Origin of the sequence: Spartinivicinus ruber, from assembly GCF_011009015.1 — a bacterium.
Lineage (GTDB): Bacteria > Pseudomonadota > Gammaproteobacteria > Pseudomonadales > Zooshikellaceae > Spartinivicinus > Spartinivicinus ruber.
Genome location: NZ_CP048878.1, coordinates 3,649,449 through 3,667,994 on the forward strand (window position 1 = coordinate 3,649,449; position 18,546 = coordinate 3,667,994).

Annotated in this window: 12 protein-coding genes and 1 pseudogene; 4 read left to right on the top strand and 9 right to left on the bottom strand. The window is 39.0% G+C overall.

The window, feature by feature from the left end:
* Positions 1-265 precede the first annotated feature (265 nt).
* From G4Y78_RS16680 to G4Y78_RS16695, 4 genes and pseudogenes are all read right to left on the bottom strand, one after another.
* A complete protein-coding gene (locus tag G4Y78_RS16680) occupies positions 266-1,864 on the bottom strand; it encodes a hypothetical protein (RefSeq protein WP_163834101.1) in 1,599 nt (532 codons plus the stop codon).
* A gap of 581 nt (positions 1,865-2,445) precedes the next feature.
* Positions 2,446-2,973: pseudogene (locus tag G4Y78_RS31395) on the bottom strand (IS630 family transposase); the annotation flags it as partial.
* Between the two features lie 23 nt (positions 2,974-2,996).
* Complete coding sequence (locus G4Y78_RS31400; protein WP_163831121.1) at positions 2,997-3,503, bottom strand: IS630 family transposase; 507 nt, start codon at positions 3,501-3,503, stop codon at positions 2,997-2,999.
* A gap of 766 nt (positions 3,504-4,269) precedes the next feature.
* Entirely contained in the window at positions 4,270-4,566 is a 297-nt protein-coding gene (locus G4Y78_RS16695; RefSeq protein ID WP_163834102.1) for a hypothetical protein, read from the bottom strand.
* 421 nt (positions 4,567-4,987) lie between these two features.
* Between G4Y78_RS16695 and G4Y78_RS16700 the strand changes: the two genes are divergently transcribed.
* The 4 genes from G4Y78_RS16700 (at position 4,988) to G4Y78_RS16715 (ending at position 11,754) form a co-directional block, all read left to right on the top strand.
* The gene (locus G4Y78_RS16700; protein ID WP_163834103.1) at positions 4,988-5,581 is read left to right on the top strand and encodes a hypothetical protein; all 594 of its coding nucleotides are present in this window, start codon (positions 4,988-4,990) and stop codon (positions 5,579-5,581) included.
* Positions 5,582-5,647: 66 nt separating this feature from the next.
* Positions 5,648-5,842 carry a hypothetical protein gene (locus G4Y78_RS16705; protein WP_163834104.1) on the top strand — a complete coding sequence of 65 codons (195 nt, stop codon included), beginning with the start codon at positions 5,648-5,650 and terminating at the stop codon, positions 5,840-5,842.
* Between the two features lie 448 nt (positions 5,843-6,290).
* A complete protein-coding gene (locus tag G4Y78_RS16710; protein WP_163834105.1) occupies positions 6,291-7,670 on the top strand; it encodes a hypothetical protein in 1,380 nt (459 codons plus the stop codon).
* 298 nt (positions 7,671-7,968) lie between these two features.
* Complete coding sequence (locus G4Y78_RS16715) at positions 7,969-11,754, top strand: FG-GAP-like repeat-containing protein (protein ID WP_163834106.1); 3,786 nt, start codon at positions 7,969-7,971, stop codon at positions 11,752-11,754.
* 463 nt (positions 11,755-12,217) lie between these two features.
* On the opposite strand, the gene G4Y78_RS16720 is transcribed toward G4Y78_RS16715, so the two are convergent.
* The 5 genes from G4Y78_RS16720 to G4Y78_RS16740 form a co-directional block, all read right to left on the bottom strand.
* Positions 12,218-13,078, bottom strand: a complete 861-nt coding sequence (locus G4Y78_RS16720) for a hypothetical protein (RefSeq protein ID WP_163834107.1) — start codon at positions 13,076-13,078, stop codon at positions 12,218-12,220.
* Positions 13,066-14,190 (bottom strand): ISAs1 family transposase, encoded by a 1,125-nt coding sequence (locus G4Y78_RS16725; RefSeq protein ID WP_222937513.1) that lies wholly within the window; start codon positions 14,188-14,190, stop codon positions 13,066-13,068. The genes G4Y78_RS16720 and G4Y78_RS16725 overlap by 13 nt, the downstream gene beginning before the upstream one ends.
* Before the next feature lie 14 nt (positions 14,191-14,204).
* The gene (locus G4Y78_RS16730; protein ID WP_163834108.1) at positions 14,205-16,280 is read right to left on the bottom strand and encodes a hypothetical protein; all 2,076 of its coding nucleotides are present in this window, start codon (positions 16,278-16,280) and stop codon (positions 14,205-14,207) included.
* Positions 16,281-16,645: 365 nt separating this feature from the next.
* Entirely contained in the window at positions 16,646-17,581 is a 936-nt protein-coding gene (locus tag G4Y78_RS16735) for an IS1595 family transposase (protein WP_163830705.1), read from the bottom strand.
* Positions 17,582-17,794: 213 nt separating this feature from the next.
* Positions 17,795-18,244: a tail fiber domain-containing protein gene (locus G4Y78_RS16740; RefSeq protein WP_163834109.1), complete on the bottom strand. Its 450-nt coding sequence runs from the start codon at positions 18,242-18,244 to the stop codon at positions 17,795-17,797.
* Between the last annotated feature and the right edge of the window lie 302 nt (positions 18,245-18,546).

The window sequence follows — 18,546 nt, forward strand, 5'->3', positions numbered from 1 at the left end:
CTTTCATTCAACCAGTCAGCTCATCAAGAACTGCCGTAATTTCCTTTTCTGTCAGTTCTGTATTTGCTGCTAACTCAGTTAGTATCTGCGTTTTAACGTATCGCTCTTTTATCACAAGAGCGTTTTTATTGTTATGTTGAACGTCAAGTTGCAATTATTATATAGTCAAAAATTATTGATAGCAGATGCATATTAACTACAAGACAACCATAGAGTTAACTCGAATGACTATCATCAGTGGTAAAAGTCTACAGCAGAGTTTCTTTTAGCGAATATTTTTACTTAATAAGTTGCAAAATTCTGTTTTTATATTCTCCATACTCTGGTGAATACGAAGTAGATTAGTGTCGTAATATTTTTTTCTCGACTCTCTTCTCTCTTCACCGAGTAGCTCAAAATGAACTTTATAACTACGCTCAAAGAATGTAGCTAAATTTGCATATGCGCTGTTTCCATATTCTGTCGTCGTGTAACCAAGTAATTCATTTGGTATCCTACCATTAGCTAAAATAGCATAGAGTCCATTATCTTTTTGCTCTGCCAGCTCCCTAATAATCAACAAGTCCACAACTTCTCTTAACGCACTAACACTAGTATTCCAATTTAGGTTACTATAAGATAGTTTACCACCATTATGATCTTTTGCTTTTTCAATATCTCTCTTTTTAAGGTGTATAGCTAACTCATGTTCTGGGTCTAATCCCCATAATCGGACAATATCCGACCAATGAGCATCTCCATTATAGCCGCTGGTACTTCCTCCTTTATTTTTCACTAGTTGTGTAATTTTTTGTTTTATATCATTATCAAGTTGTTGAGCACGACCATCACAATAGCTTAAAGCTAAATACTCTTCCCTTAAGTCTGCATAATTTTCAGATTTTTTTACTCTTTTATAAACACTCTCAGCCTGCGCACTGGCAATTTCAAAGTTAAACTGCACTAGTGAATACCCATATGCATGATCAGGCAAATGTAATGTTCTACCTACTTGATCAAACCCATACTCACTGGTTTTTATTGTATGAAATCTATCATTATTATGTTGTTTATTTTTTATCTTTCTTAATGTATTAGCTTGTGTTTGAGTAACAATTTCATTACTAATAACGGTTGAGGCAATTAGAGCATCTAGTGTAGGGTCGCCTGTTATAACTTCTTTAAAGTATTTTATAAAAGTACCATCATCCGAAAATGCCCCTGGCCATTGTCGGTACTGCCCCCAAATAGGTCTTAGATTTTTACCATTGATATCAGCATGACACTTTTGACAAGTTTGATCAGAGTCACTTAACTTAACATCATTCACATTCCCAGATTTATTAGCCTTAGTAAAATCAATTGACCGAAAAACCCAGGTACCATCTTCACCTAAACTGGCAAGATCTACCATTTCATAGTGTGAATCAGGAGAATTAGATTTAGTTTTATCAGAAATGGCATGCACCAGAAATCGTGCATCAGATCCATACATAATTAATCCAGGGTTTTCTAAACTGGTTTCATCTTTAACGCCACCTCTGGACTTGCTCATAATAACATAGTTATTGTGCATTCTTTCAGGTAAGGCGCTGAGAAATCCTTTAACACTGGTGATATTGTTATTATTAATGTACTCCATTACTGTATCAAAATTAGTTAGGGGCATCTTTCCTTTTATTAGTTCAGAATTTGGAGTATCACGCTCTACCTGACATTGACTCGAAATGGCGCATTCATCAGCAAAACTATTGAATGATCCTAAGCACACTACACTGCAGGCTAAGGGTAAAGTTAAACCACTAAAATATTTCCGAAAAAACATGGTAGTGTACGATGCTAAACTACTATTTGATGTAAAAATATTCCGCTGATAATTATACATCTTTTACCTTCTTACGTTGAGATAGCAAACTTTTATAAATTGCGACAAGGTATATTAGATAAAGACACTTTAAATAATGATAACCCACTCAATTATAGAAATTAAATGGTAATCTCGGCTATAAACTATAAAGATATTTTATCCTTCACGAGTATCTTTAACTAAAATCAACCACTTGTATTTATGAATATTCCTATAAAAATTTTGATAAGCATTAATGGAATACAGGTATATCAAGAAGATGACTTTAGCTATTATAAGGAGATTACTGTTCTTTTTAATTAACTAGAACACATCTACAACTATCTAAAGTGATACTAATTCACAAGTAATGATTGCTCAAAATAAATTATGAGAATAAATAGTTTTCAAGTAGTCATTAAAAAGGCTCCGTCGCAAACTTTTACTACTGATGATAGTCCTGTTAACTCTAGCGGTTAATTTGTAGTCACTATTCCTACAGATAAATGCTTTAAAGGTTGTCACTTTCCCAAGGGTGTTATTCTACAAGCAGTGTATTACTATCTTCGGTTTTCGCTGGGTTACCTCAATATAGAAGGAACTAATACCAATCCTGTTTATTAGCTTGTTAAAACAGCCCAACATCTGGAGCACAAGCTTTTAATGTTATTTTTCTTATTCACAAATACATTCCATGCCTCACAACAAGACTCAACAATATCATTGAAATTTTTAAAACAACGATTTGCCAGTGAATCTTCTCTCAGTTTTTCCCATATCCGCTCTACCGGGTTAAGCTCTGGGGAAACGGGTGGTAAATTTAATAGCGTGATATTCGCAGGTATTTCTAGGCGATGAGTCGTATGCCATGCCGCTTGATCAACGATAACCAGTCCGTGTCTTCCCTTAGAAATGGCTTTTGAAATTTCTGTTAAGTGCAACCTCATTGCTTCTGTGTTAGCAATAGGTAATACAAGAGCCACTCCTCTATCTTTAGCAGGACAAACAGCGCCAAAGAGATAAGCTGACTCAAACTGTTGTTGCTTTACCACTCGTGGACGCGTACCTTTCTCTGCCCAAATACGCGTACAGGTATTTTGCTGACCCACTCTGGCTTCATCTTGAAACCAAATATCAACTTTATCTGGAGAAACGCATGAGGGAAGTACTTTTAAGGCCTCTTTTTCAAAGTTTTTTTAAATGCTTGCTGTTTATCTGGGCTATGATTAGGATGTTTAGATCTTGATGTAATCCAAGAAAGTCCTGCTTTATGCAATACTTCATAAATACTACTTAAGCTGTAGTCTATATTAAATTGTTCCAGCAGCAACTGTTGTATGTCTTTACCCTGAACTCTACCGCCTTGACGATGGTTTTGTAAGGTAATAACCGCTGCTTTAAATTCATTATATTGTGAAGGACAAAGAAACGGTTTTTTTCCTCTACCGGGTTGTTCATAAAGTCCTTCAAGGCCATCTCGTCTAAAACGGTTGAGCCAGTCCTGAATGGTATTGTTTGATTTCCTTAATGCTCGTGCTATTTCAGTTTGAGACCAACCTGCTTGTAAATGAGCCATCGCTAATAAGCGAAGCCGTGTTCTTGGATGTGGTTCTCTGTTCAGTAAGGCATCAAAGTCGTAGTCATACAATTCATCTGGAATAGAAGCAATCCTTGCCATTATTAAATTCCTAGTCAAATTAAGTGAAATACTGTGACCAGGTATTTTACAGATTATTTACCACGATTGGTATAATGTTAGGTCGCAATGTGTCTGTCGATCCCTCAAGTATTTTATAACGGAGAAGTACACGCTGAAAGGGTTGATAACCTATCTCCCCCCCCCAACCACTTCCCCTGTCGTCTTTTCTAATGCCAGCTATGATAGTTACCAGGATGTGAATGACAGGCTGGCTGTATTTTTAACCAACTTAAAAGAAAGAAGCACTGTGTCCAAACTAATGCAGGATGCTCTGTTGTATAGCAAACCCCAAGTAATTGATTTTCAAAGAGCAAACCGGTTAACTTTTATACAAAAATTAACCAGTTTTTTATCGATTTGGGTTTATTAAGGGCTAGTCCTAGATTATTAATAAATTAATCCTTCGCAATAGATATAGTTACTGCTATTGCTTTCCGATTTTAAACTCTAAAAATAGCTGTATTCCTTCAATGATGTCATTAATAGTAAAGTCATTATAGGAAAGCTATTTAAGTTGACTACCACTATTATTTTCATCATTTTTATAAGTACATAAGGCAATATTTCTATTTAAGCTGGCCCTGTTAACACTAATGTTGTTAAAATAGGCACATGAAAATTACAACAACAATTTAAAATGATCGAACACTTACTGCCTCTCCAGCGAGGCAATGTAAAACTATCGAACTAGCAAGTACTCAATGCGGTTCTCTATGTTGCTGAACATGGTTGTAAATAGCGAGGTTTACCAAAATACTTTGGCAACAATGCATATCATTTTTTGCCCTACAAAACTAGAATAACTGAGCAAGTTTGGAAAATAACCGCGAAAATATTTTTTAAATAAATCCGGTATAATACTCTTTAAAATTCCTGCATTGAGATTGATGAGTGTGAATAAAAAAATTACTTTTTCACTGATCGATAATTTAAAAAACCAGGGCTTTTGCCGTATGCCTTTGTCTTTCAATATATTATCCCAAGTGGGCATGAATTCAATGCAAAAATCATCTACATGGCAAAATAGTTCAATTACACTCATTCTAGAGCTTCTTATTAGATGTGTTCACTGTGTAAAACAACATAACCATTAAGTTGGCCTTCCAACAAGAGTAGTGGGGAAACTAGCATACTTCCAAAGGTTCATTAAATTTCTTTTCAGTAATTACATTGATCGTTTTTCAAGCAAAATTCACGTTAATTTATATATTATATTGATCAGCACTTAGCATTTACCAATGACTAAGGTATTAATTCCTAAACACCTCTTTTTTACTCTATATTTTAATTTGAATGATTAATTAATTTTTTTGAATGATAAAAATAATTATTAAAGTCATATAGTTATCAACTCATTTACAGACAGTAACATTTTATTCGATATTTTTTGTGGATTTAGTCAACGCGTTTTAATAGGATGGTCGCCGTTCAAATTGTGATCAAATTCCCGTTAAGGAGTCTCTATGCAGTACTTAGTTCAGCGGTTTTCAGTTTTCTCTAAAATATGGGTTGTATTGCTAGCATTACTCAGCAGTATGGCAGTGAATGCAAGCAGCAGTGTTGAAGCTGAATTAGTGCCACTGCATCGGTACTGGAATTTAGCCATTGGTGATCATTTTTATACCGCCGATAAAAATGAATTAGGAAATGGTAAAGATGGCTGGGTTTATGAAGGTATCGAAGGGTATTTATTTAATCAACCAAAAAATGGAACAACCCCACTTTATCGGTATTGGAATTTAGTTGCTGGAGACCATTTTTACACTACAAACTGGAATGAACTTGGAGTTGATAAAAACTTTTATCGCCTGGAAGGCATCGTTGGGTATGTACTGACTGAACAAAAACCAGAGAGTAAGCCTTTATATCGCTACTGGAACCCCTATAACACAGATCACTTTTATACCACTGATTGGACAGCCTTGGCCAATGGTAGGCAAGGCTGGGGATTTGAAAAAGTAGAAGGCTATCTTTATAGCAGTCCGAACTATATTGATGAGTGCAGCCTGCCTCCACCACCTCCAGAAGAGATTACAGAGGAAATTATCTATCATTAAAGTCAATTAGGATGAGGTGGCCGCCTCATCCTAAAGGCATTGGCTAGAATAAGGTAGACGAGCACCATGACACTGGATCAAATGTACGCTAATGATGCCGCCACACTGGCTGGCCGCAAAACTGACCTACTTCGTACCATCGATTGTCTTAAAAGCTGGATTCAAGGAGCTGAAATTGATGCTGACGATGCTTACCATGCAGGCATCACCATCCTCAGTCTTTCCAATGAAATTAAACCGATTGGTCAACGTGAGCAATAAACATAAAACTTGTTACTCAGCGACCTCGCCCTGGTTTGGGTTCGCTGAGCTTTTTACTGATGGCTTTTACCATTAATCCTCCTTCCTATTTTGTTTAACTGTTTTTGTCACTTAAAGCCCGCCAACCAAAAATACCACTAAAAATATTCCCCTAAAAAAATTATTTATTGTTACTCACCATTACTAAAGTGCTTTTTAATAAAAAACGATTGTTTAATATGAATATTTTAATAGAGTGTTTATATAATAATTAGAGATATTTTTATAAAAATAATGCATACCTGTGGCAATATTGATATATTAGTGCTCATTCACATTTAACCTATTAATTCATTCCGACGTTTACCTTGTATGTACTTTTATCAATGCCAACTTCCTGTGGTTGATGGGTTATTGCCTTCCGCGTGCCAGTTAACTGATGGGGTTAATGGGTGTCAGGAAAAAAACGATGTCCATTAATGATGTAGTAAAACCCGCACGCGTTTCCTCCGCTATGACGGAGGAAGTGAATACCGCCTGCCCGATTGCCACGCAAACAGCACGCTTGTCGTCATCAACCCAGCACCAAGCGCCGCTTTTTTCGCATTTAATCCGACAGATTGACCAAGAAAAAGCCTCTCTTGAAAAAACCACGGGGACGGTATCGTTAGGCGCCGTTAAACCGTCACAACTGAGAGAGGCACCCTCCATTCCTCATACAGCTATTTATCAAATAGCCGATGAAATTAATTATGTATTTAAGATTTATCAGCAAATTCGTAGCAAAGAAGAAGCAGCAGTATTCCCATTAAGTACACAAAAGCCAGCGTTATCACGTTATTTTTTACAAAGAGAATCCAATACGCTAATTTGTAAAAGCTTACCGAATGACCCCATTGCATTAGCACGTGTCCTTAATCAACTCATTAAATTCCAAAATAACACGACAAGATTATTGTTATTTACAATACTTGGGAAGGCTATTAAAAATACCCAGGGACAATTGTCTCATTATTTAGCCATTGATCGATTAGGTCATATTCAGCCGCGAACGATCAAGCCAATTTCCTATATACCCCAAACAAAACAGGAGCAGCCAACAAAGGTCAATTATGATTATCGCTCACAGCCCATCAATCGATCACTGACTCGGCTCATCAATACCATTCGCCATAAAAGTGATGTCATCATAAAACAGGCTTTGATCCATGATTATTATGTCACCCTCAATAATCGATTAGCACAAGCGATTGGTTTTCATGTGTCTGGCTTGTCACTGATGAAAACCTTACATCCTACCTGTCAGCAAGCACGGTTAGGGCAGTCGCTGGATACGCAAACAGAAGTGGATATGCACTGTTACTGCAAAGACTTTTTAGTCGGACTAAATTTAGAAAGGCAGTTCGTTGACCAATCACTGAATGCTTTATTGGACAAACTCGCTTATTTTGAAGCGCAAGTGGTGAACCCCAAACAAGTGGCCACTCTCCAAGTAGATGCCTTAACAGCTTGCCAACAAGCCAAGCAGCTATTAGCCAAAATCAATCCCAAGGAACATCATCAGCGAACCAAAGCCTCTGCCCTGAGTCCATACCATGCCTTTTTACGGATGGATCACTTATTAAGCGATTTTCAGCGGTTACCGGATCAGTTCAAACACATTAATGATCGCCCCTTTACTCGTGCACTGGTGGCTGCTGAGTTAAATCGCTGTGTTGATTGTTTGCCTGCTCACCCCACTTTTTTGGGTAAAGCATGGAAATGGGCAAAGAGTCAACAGATTCAAGCATTTGAGCAATTACTGGAGGCATTAGGTTATGAAGCAGCGGCTCATGAAAAACAAAGATGAAACATAATTAATAAGGCGCTTAATAATTTGTATCTTGTCATTAATAGCCAATCAAAAAGCAATATTTGCACTGTATGGTTTTGGTTCCTTAGTGGGGAGGTCAGAAATGACGCCCCCCTGTGGTGTTGTCTTTAGAGCCAATGCGTTATCGCCTAAACTGTTCATGATTAATTGGGGGTAGCAAGTTAATTCACCCAATAATTGATCGCTTTTTACTGGTTAGCTCATAAATTCAAATCCAAATGAAAAAAGACACTATGCTTATACTTATGTCAGGAGTATGCAGTATAGGTGTCGTATGCCCAGGCTTAGTCAGGCTTTTAATGATTTAAAAATCCTTTTACCGAATGGAAAGCTACAGTCTTTACCGGACCCCTCTGGCAAAGGCGTTATTTTACTTTCCGCTTATCATTCCATTATTGATCAACACTCAGTTGATAATTCAAGTTACGTGATAGACCGTCAACCCGATAGTTTAATTCGCATTACTGCTCCCAATGGCGAAACGATTTACATCCAAGCTGAACAAGTTCACGATCAGGAAAATTTAATCACTGAGGCGATTGAGCAGCACCAGGTGATCTACACCAGTAGTTTATCCAGTGATAAACTACAAGCCTTAGCGAATGTCATCCGCTCTTTACCAAGTGCCATTGATTCACAAGGTCGCATATCGGTTAAAAAGACAACATCCGCTGATGAAGACAGTGATAATGACGCTGGGTATCAGCTCCCCACACCAGTTCCCCGGAAACTGACGTATTCTTCCATACAACAGGAAGTGAATGCGATTCAACAGCCTTTTCATGGCCAATCACCAGTGACTCATCCCCCCTTAATCATGGTCCCCAGTGTGTCGCATGATTTGAAACTCGATAAAGCCATTTTTTTTCAAACCTTATTGCCACCCACCACAGTGACAATAGCGACAAAAACCGTCACTGTGCTAGAAGGCACTTCCCAACCGGGTCAATTGATTGTGGATTTAGGTGTGGTGAATAACACCGGCAAAGCCATTAGCTTTACGTATGCCGTTTCAGGCACTGCCACCCCTGGTAGTGACTATCAAGCATTAACCGGCATCGTAGCCATTGAGCCAGGTCAACGCACAGCCACCATTAATGTGCAGGTTCTAGATGATGAGCGGTTTGAAGCGAGTGAAACCATTCAGTTGCAGCTAACAGGCAGTAGCCATCTTGCCGTGACGATTAACAGCACGCCGGCTGTTTTTACTCTGGTCGATGATGAAGCGATGTTGGATCTTGATGCAGATGACAGCACTGCGGTGGGTAACAACTTTACCAACACATTCACTGAGGTAGGCACTGGTGGGCCAAGCGTTGCCATTGCGGATACGGATGTCAATATTCCATTTGATGGCAATCTGACCGGCGCTGTGATTACTTTAGCGAACCCACAAGCCGGCGACCTACTACTCGATAGTACCGCAGGTGGCCTCCCTGGCGGCATCACAGCCAGTGCCTTTACCAATGGCATCATGACGTTAAGTGGTACGGCCAGTGCCGCCGATTATGCTGATGCATTGGCCTTAATTCACTACCAAAACACAGGGGATGATCCCAACATTGGAGGCACAGCACTGACGCGCACCATTACCGTTGCGGTGACGAATGGAGTTGGCACCAGCAATGTAGCGACCTCAACTATTATTATCGCAGCAGAAAATGACACCCCTGCGATTACTGTGGGTGGCTTTTCCAATATCACTGGCCAGCTCCCTGCTTTTGGGGGAGAAAATACCATTAGTACTACCCAAGATAATGTTTTTGGCATCATTGCAGCGGATATTGACGGTGACGGCGATCTCGATGCAATCGCTTCTGCACAAAATGATACCACCATCGCCTGGTTTGAAAATACCGATGGGCTGGGTACCTTTGGCCCTGAGAATATTATCAGTAATACCCGGGGCGGTGTTGAAAGGCTGACTTCAGCGGATATTGATGGAGATGGTGACCTGGATGTCATCTTTGCTGGGCGAGGTGATGATACGGTGGGCTGGTTTGAGAATACCGATGGGCTGGGCACCTTTGGGCCTGAGAATGTTATTAATAACGCCCAAGATAGTGTACAGAATGCGGTAGCTGCCGATATTGATGGCGATGGGGATTTGGATGTGGTGACCGCATCTAACCTTGATGACACCATCGCCTGGTTTGAAAATACTGATGGACTGGGTACCTTTGGGCCTGAGAACACCATCAGCAATACCCAGGATGGCGCTGAAAACGTGACAATAGGCGATGTTGATGGGGATGGGGATTTAGATGTGGTGACAGCATCCACCCTAGATGACACCATCGCCTGGTTTGAAAATACTGATGGATTGGGCACCTTTGGCCCTGAGAATATCATTAATAATGCCCAAGATGGTGCTAGGTGGGTAACCACTGCCGATATTGATGGGGATGGCGACTTGGACGTAATTACAACGGCAGACAATGCATTTGCCTTTCAGCCCGGTGTCATTGCTTGGTTTGAAAATACCGATGGACTAGGCACCTTTGGGCCTGAAAACACAATTGATACTACTTTTACGCTTTACTTAAATGCCCTTGCAGAAGATATCGATGGGGATGGCGACCTGGATGTGATTGTACCTGATTTTAGTAGTGATAGAGTCGTCTGGTTTGAAAATACCGATGGGGCAGGAGGGTTTGGGCCGAAAAATGTCATTGGCATTAATCTGGATGGGGCTAACACGGTAGCCGCAGCGGACTTTGATGGCGATGGTGATTTAGATATCGGGTCTTCTTCACATTTTGATGACAGGATTGCCTGGTTTGAAAACCAAAGTATTGATAGCACCACACCCAATACCCCTCTGACTTTCTCAGCGGTTAATGGTAACGCTATCGTGGTCAGTGATCCTGATGCTGGCAGTCTTTTAACCGCTTCTTTAACAGTGACGAATGGTATCTTAAATGTGACTGCCAGCGGCACGGCTGTTGTCACAAATAATGGGACGGCCGCGATCTCCATTATGGGGAGCGTCGCCGATGTGAATGCCACATTGGAAGGGGCTGTTTATACCCCCAACCTGAACTATCTTACCACCCAAGCCAACCCGGAAGCACTGACCGTTACCATTACGGATAATGGCAATGCAGGGACAGGTGGCGTGATGATGGATACTGAAACCATTAATATTCGGGTGGCTCCCACCATTCCGCCAGTTGTAATTGACTTAGATGGCGATGGGGTTGAGTTTATTAGCCTTCAAACCCCTTACCAATTTGATGTTACCGGTGATGGCCAAGCCAACTATACAGCCTGGGCTGGGGCGGATGATGCGATACTGGTTTACGACCGAAATGGTGATGGGCAAGTCAGCTCGCCGCTGGAGTTTCAGTTTACCCATTACCTAGAAGGGGCAACCACAGACTTAGCGGGTCTACACTATTTCGATACCAATAATAACCAACAGCTCGATTCATCAGATGAGGCGTTTTCGGCCTTTCACTTATGGCAAGACCGTAACCTCAATGGCCAGGTTGATACTGGAGAATGGAATGCACTCGGTGATGACTACATCTCCATTAACCTCATCAGTGATGAAACCTCATATGTCACTGCAGCCGGAAGCGTCATGGTTCATGGTACCACTCAAGTCATGCATCACGACGGTTCAATAACGGAGGCAGCCGATGTGAGTTTTCAGTACCTGGCAAACGATATTCCTGCCACAACGGGTGAAGCGACAGTCTATGGTAAGAATGTTGACCCGATTCTGGTCGATGATCCTGGCTTGTTCCCGAGTGGGAATATAATTAAAAGCAGTGAACTTGAATCAAGCGAAACGATGGATATACTGCAACCCATGAATGCGAATACAGCACAAGCAGTACTGAGTATTGAGGATGTGCTAGCGAGCGATGTGCATTCTTTTGACAGTTTGCTTGGTTTATCCGAGAGCCAGCCACTCATGGAGTCTGTATATCAGCCGTTGAGTTATACTGATGTTTACAGCTTGCAATACATAGAGCCACTTGTAAATCTTAATGTATCACTACTGGTTTCCGATTTCATATGCGTTGAAGAGCTTTACAGCCTCAATGCCTGATCAAATCAAAATAGCAGGAGAAATTATTTAAAAATAGTTTATTGTTAGCCTGAAAATATGTTTTTACAGTTTTTTTAGCGAAAAATAGGTGTGAGTAACCCTAGCATTTCACCATTATAGTATTCGTTAACTCAAAAACAACCTACAAATTAAATAACATTATTTAACAAAAATATTGTTGGTTAATCATCGTGTGAGCGATGGTTTTTTTAGTGAATAATGCAATGTGCTAATGTGTTAAAGTCAAATTAATAAAAGCTTAAAGTTATCCTCCCAGCCAAAATTACGCTCAGTGGTGAAAAAGTTAGTGGTGACTCAAAAATATGTCTAATTAAAAGTCAATCGTTAGAATACTTGTTGTTTCCAACAGTAAGAGAATAACGATAAGTAGAGTAGACACATAAATGAGTCACTACCGTTGAGCTGAAGGTTTTTTTAATTTTTGTAACGATTAAACAATCAGTTAACTCAAAATTTGCCTTTTAACCCAGTCCCAGTTCTCACTTATTGCTAATTTCAATGTAGCACTCCAAGCATCAGAACCTTCAGGTATTGCTTGTTGCTTTCCTAACTCTAATCTTTGTTTAATAAGTGCAGCGTTATTTCCAAAACTTTCATCAACTTTACTACTATGTTCAGGTTGCAAAAAAATTGTTGGTCTTGGGGTTGGATTTTTCGTAGTAGCGTTAGGTATTTTTGCTAAACTCCTAAGCATTGAAGGTACTTCACTTGCCTCATCAGTTGCACTTAAAACAGTTAATACAAATTTAGTTACGTCTTTTTTCTGACCAGCATTAATAAATACTTCATCTGAGGCATAACCCATTCGACCAGTCATGTTTTCCATGGATTCAATAATTGTATTAATATTACCTTCGTCTACATTCAGCTTAGCAAGCTTTGGTCTTAGCCAGTCCGTAAATTGCTGTAAGTTAATGTCTTCATCAACGTCAACTTTTGTCGAAGGTGTTTGTTTAATTTCACCTGCATTTTCACGGGTATATTGTGCTTGCGAATTCGCTTTTTGATGATCCGGTTTGGGGCGAAAATTAAAGTTATCTACTTCTCCATAACCATTATTTTTTAGTTTTTCGTTAAAATCTCGTTTAGTTAAATTTTGGGTGTTATCAATCCAACCTTCTACAGCATAGGGATTATCTTTATTAGCTTTCTCAGTAATGAATGCAGCTAACGTATTTTCAATAGTAAGGTGATCATTATCCTTTAAAATGCCTCTATTATTGCCACTCTGAACCAAATCATAACTATAATGACTAAACACATAATTACCCAGGGCAATCGCATATAAATTTACACGGAACAAATCAACTTCATTAAATACTCATGATCCCAACCAGCAGACAGCCTCTTATTTTTTATACCAATTTTATAAGTGTCATCTTGTTTAAGTATATTAAGGGCTATTTGTCTAATCCTGGACATGTTTTCAGCTGAATGGCCTATACGAATTCGACTATCATCTTCCCTAAATGCAACATCCAGACTCCAATGTAGGCTATTCTCAATTTGCCAATGATGCTGAATCATTTCACTGACAGCTTTTGCTGACAAGGGCTGGCTAGAAATATAATAGCGTTGTTCTTTTGCTTTTTTGCCTTGCAAGGTGCGCTCTGTTTCAACCCTAACGACAGCCGCTAAATCGATCCACTCTGTTGCTATAGGTAGTTTAGCCACTGAGTGATAAACCCAGCAGCGCCGTATCTCATGACGGCCATGCTGTTCTTTTTCTGAAGAATGAAAGTCTATAGCGGGACGTTGATACACTTTGGCTTTTTTAGAATACAGTTGTTCTTGAATAGCAGAATATAAACGAGGTTGGTTATTTTTAACTGCCAACAAGTAATGAGCCTCTTTTTCACGAGTTTTTTCAGCAATGGCTTTGTGACATCCCATCGCATCTATTGATACAACAGCACCTTTAACTGCTATTGCTTCTAATAGTTCAGGAATGGCGGTGATTTCATTGGATTTCCTATCAGTTTTAAGTTGGCCTAACACCAGCTTATTTTCTATTGACCATGCGTTAACCAAGTGAATAGCGTTCTTCTTATCAGGTTCAGTAAATGATCGTCTAAGGGTTTTACCATCAATTGCTACCAGCTTGCCAGGTAAGCTATCAGTGATTGACTGAATCCATTGGATGAAGCAGCTTTGAAACGAGATAGGGCAAAGGCGTGAGAAAAAACGACCAAAGGTATCATGAGAGGGTATTCCATTCGGTAGTTCTAGAAAGCTTTTAAACCATGATTCTTTGGCGTTACCAAATCGCTCAATAGCTACCCAGTCATCTGCTCCACATAAAGCGGCACAAATCGTAATAGTAATAATATCAATGAGCTTATGGCGACGATGGCGTTCCATTCGAGGATCATCTAACTGTTCAAAATGATCTAAAACTGTACTATTTTTTACCAATGTTGCACTCTATATCAGTTGCTTTTTATCCTATTATACTGATTTTGTTGTATTTTTATATGCGATTGCCCTGCATAATTACCCGACTGTTTTTCAATGGCTTGCGAGCCATTTCTAATAGGATCGTTAAATGGTAAATTATTGATTCTTTCCCGAACAGCTTCAGGAGGCCCTTTGATTGATCCTTTAGATGCAACTCCAGCATTTTGTAAGCGATAAGCAAGTTCACTTATTTTATTCATTGGCTGCCAATTATTTGCAGCATTCGCAGGTTTATACCATAATTGGCCTTCAAACATGGTTCCCTGAAACTGTTTATTACCTAATTTAAACTGCCTTACCGTGCCAGTAGGCTCAAATATTTTTACATCAGCACTACGCAACTGTTGCTTAATAACATCGGTTAATTTTAATACTCCTTTTGCTCCTGCTGTACTAGCAGATACAACAATATCCTTAGCTGTAAAAACTGGTATAACAAAGTCTGCTAATTCTTTACCGACTTTCTTTAAAGCATTACCTGTTCGAACAGACTGCAATGCAGCCTTCACGGCATTAGTGGCTTTTGATAAGCCAGAAGCTCCTTTAAAGGCTAATTTTGCTGCACTAAAGCCTGCCTTACCTACAGCGCCAGCCCCCATTGTCAGTAGTGTAATTCCCACATCCAGTGAGTCCAATACTAAACTGGCAACATCAAGTTTAGAGCGTGGATCATTCACTGCATTTACAATATTTTCATAGAACGGTACCACTGCTCGAATAAACTTTTGAAAACCAGTGGCTCCATAATTATTATCTTTCCATTGATCTATTTGTTCAGTGGTTGCTTGACGAACATTACTCTCAATTAAATTTTGTAACGAACGGTTATTACTAATTTGCTGAGTTACTCGTTCCCAGCCAACATGCTGATTGGTAACTTTATGTGAATAAACATGATAACGAGTTTCGCTAGGTGAAACACCAAGGCCTTCTGCTATGCCCCCCCAATTTGGCAATTGATCAGCCCCTATAGGATTGCCCTGAAATTGATGAATATTGCCATCAGGCTTAACCATGCCAAATTTGCCGTTTTTCAACTCAAATATAAAAGCGGGTTTGTTGCCCGTAATTCCTCCAACATCACTCGACTCTCTTTCTAGTTCCCAGCGGGTACTAGTACCTAAATAACCACCTCCACTGGTGGAGTAAGAGCCTTTATTAACAACCTCTTTAAACCCACTAACCTCCCACACCCGTTTTGGTTCGGAAATCAGCTGATCTCCTCCCATTCCAGCATTCTGTGCTATCAGTGCAGCCTTGGCAGAAGCCAGTTTTTCAATATTATTATTTATATACTCAGCAAATTGGCCATAATAGGCTTTATCTAGGCCATTACTTGCTCCAAATTTCAATGCTTCACTCACTCTTTCATCAAAGGTGTAATGATGTACTCCAAATTTTGCTGCTTTTGCCTGAGAGCCATAATCACCATTTGGGTAGTCACGTCTTACTTTTTCTTCAGCCATTTGCTGACGATTCTTAAATTGAGGAACCTCTGGTGGGTTGAGTGAAAGCTCCCATAATGCTAAATAATTTGCTAGCCGTCGCTCTTGATTTGCACCATTTGATAAATCGCTTGCGCTTTGTCTTCCCCATAAGATAGCTTCTTGATTTAATAATGCTTTTGATAGTGTTTTTTCCTCATCTGTTGCAGTAGATTTAGCTCCATTAGTGTGAATTTGATTAGCTACATTTAATAACTGCTCATCTTCGTATCGACTTCCTTCACTACCCAATAATGCTTTAACAGCCAATATTCTAGCTTCAAGAATAGAGCCTGCTTGTAATGACAAATCCCCATTTAAAGATACGGAATAATTAACATTTTCAACTGCATCACTACTTAAAGAGCCGATAACTCCATTGACTGTATGCTGAAGTACTGATTTTGGTACACCCGACTTTTGGGAAGACTGAGCACCGGCATTTGAGCCTGAACGGGTTGTTGGACTTATTTTTGTTCGTTGGGAACCTTGATTAGTCTGAGACTGTCGGTTAAATAAGTTATCAAAACTGGCAGAGTTATGCCGATCAAATGGCTGAACCATTTAGATTTATCCTTCTGGTAATAGTTAGTTTTAATTAATTTATGAAATTTTAATCAGACTAAATATCACCGTACAGATTATTTAGTGATCATTATCACAGCGTACTTTAATAAAATTTTTAATTGAGTGGGTAGTCTGAGAAGTTTGCAAAGTGCTTTAAACCTTCTTTTCTGTAACAGGCTGATTTATTGTAACGCGCCACATTATATAGATTAAAAAATATACATTCCTAAGCAGGGTTGGCAAGGTAAAAGCGTACGTCAAGCTTTTCACCCCGCACCTGCCAGTCGGGGTTTATTTTTTCAAGTGAAGAAAAGCGATTAGTCAAAAATGCCTTCCAAAAAATTACCTAATTATCATCATACCTAAGCTATATTTAGTAGCTTACCTGGTAGTGGAGGTGTTCTCAGTGCTACAAATGCTAGCCTAGGAATAAATTCTACTAAGCTAAATCTTCGATTAAATCGATACTGAAATTCAGCAAGATAACGTTGTGCATATTTAGCGCGAATAGCATGATAAGTACTACGTAAAGCACTTTTTAAGTTTCCAAGGATGGTGTTAACCCAATAAAATTCAGGTTCCTCTACTGATGCACGACCACCACCGCATACAATTTTATCATGAAGACAACCTGCTTCTATGACACCATTAAAACAGGCCAGTCCATCGGAGATTACGGTACTGCCCTTGGCCAAATTCTGCCTACTCCAAGCCGTTATCTCTTCTTTATTAAACCCTTTTAAAATGCTCAGTTTAATTCGTGTCGGTTGACCTTGTTTTGTTGTTTCTACGGCTGCTACAAAAGGTATTTTCCCATCTGCTCCCCTACCTCTTTTGCAACCTGTACGCTCACCACCAAGATAGGCATCATCAATTTCAATAAAACCCGACAATTGCTTGGTGCCTTCTCTTTCTTGCATCACTTTCATGAGCTTATGTTTCATTCTCCAGGCAGCTTGATAGGAAATACCTAAATGGCGATGTAATTCTATGGCTGATATACCTTTTTTGTCTTGGGAGATCAAATACATCCCTTGGAACCAAGTCTTTAATGGTAATTTGGTTGATTCAAAGATAGTACCTGCAGTTACAGATGTTTGCTGGTGACATTTATAGCACTGCTGAAGCTTTCTAGTAGTGAGTTGACAGCATTTGTCGTATCCACAATTGGGGCACTGAAAACCTTCTGGCCATCGCAATTTGTATAAGGTATTAAAGCATTGTTCTTCTGTACCATATTGTTTGAGAAACTCGTTTAAACTCAGGCCTTTTTGAAATTGAACTTTGTTGATAGCCATTATTTATACCTTCTCAATTAAGTTTCCATGCTGTTCAAATATACAGCAGTTAATGGCTTAGGTATAGTGATAATTAGGAAAAATTAAGCTTGACTGGCTCATCATAGCAGCTGGTAAAACAAGCCATATATTCAGCTAGAGACAAGCCTAATGTGACTGCAAGTAAAGGAGCAACAAGACATTTCATGAGTATTTCACCTTAATATTGAACACCTATTGTTTTTGCTCTTCTAACTGTTTTTCTAGCCTTTCTACTTTCTTATTTAATTCATTAACTGCAGCAATCAGCGGTACTACTAGCCTGGAGTAATTGACGCCCAACAATCCTTTGTCTTGATCTCGATAGACAGCCAAAGGATAAACGGTTTTTACATCTTGAGCGATAACACCGATTTCATCCTTTAAATTCAAGGTTAAAGTGTTGTAATCAATGTATGGTATTTTATATTGATAAGCCTTTATTTTTGAGAGTTTTTCTAGTGGTTCTTGCAAAGCAACTGGGTCAGTTTTGATCTTTCTGTCGCTCAGTGCGCATCCACCTAACGAATCAAAATAGGGTCCTGAGCACATTCCAACTTGGTTTTCATCTTCTGAGTCTGAAGAATAAGCGTTAACGTTGAGTAAAGATAGGGAAATGAGAAAACAACTAACAACCTTTTTCATATCAATTATCCAGCCATAATTTAAGTTAATTATTAATTTAAAATAAATTATTTAGATTGATATAAGTCATAAATTATTGAGTATTACTAATTTATTAAAAGTACGTCAGTACATATATTAATTATTTTACATATATTAATTGTTTTAAATGGTTAATTGAAAATTCGGTGGTGTATCACTTGGTTTAGGGTTAAAAATCTGACAGCCTGATAGAGCAAAAAACACTTGCTGTAGACTTCATCAGTTATTAGTTCCTGTTTTGACATCATATTAAAAGCCACCATTAAATGGTGGCTTTTATA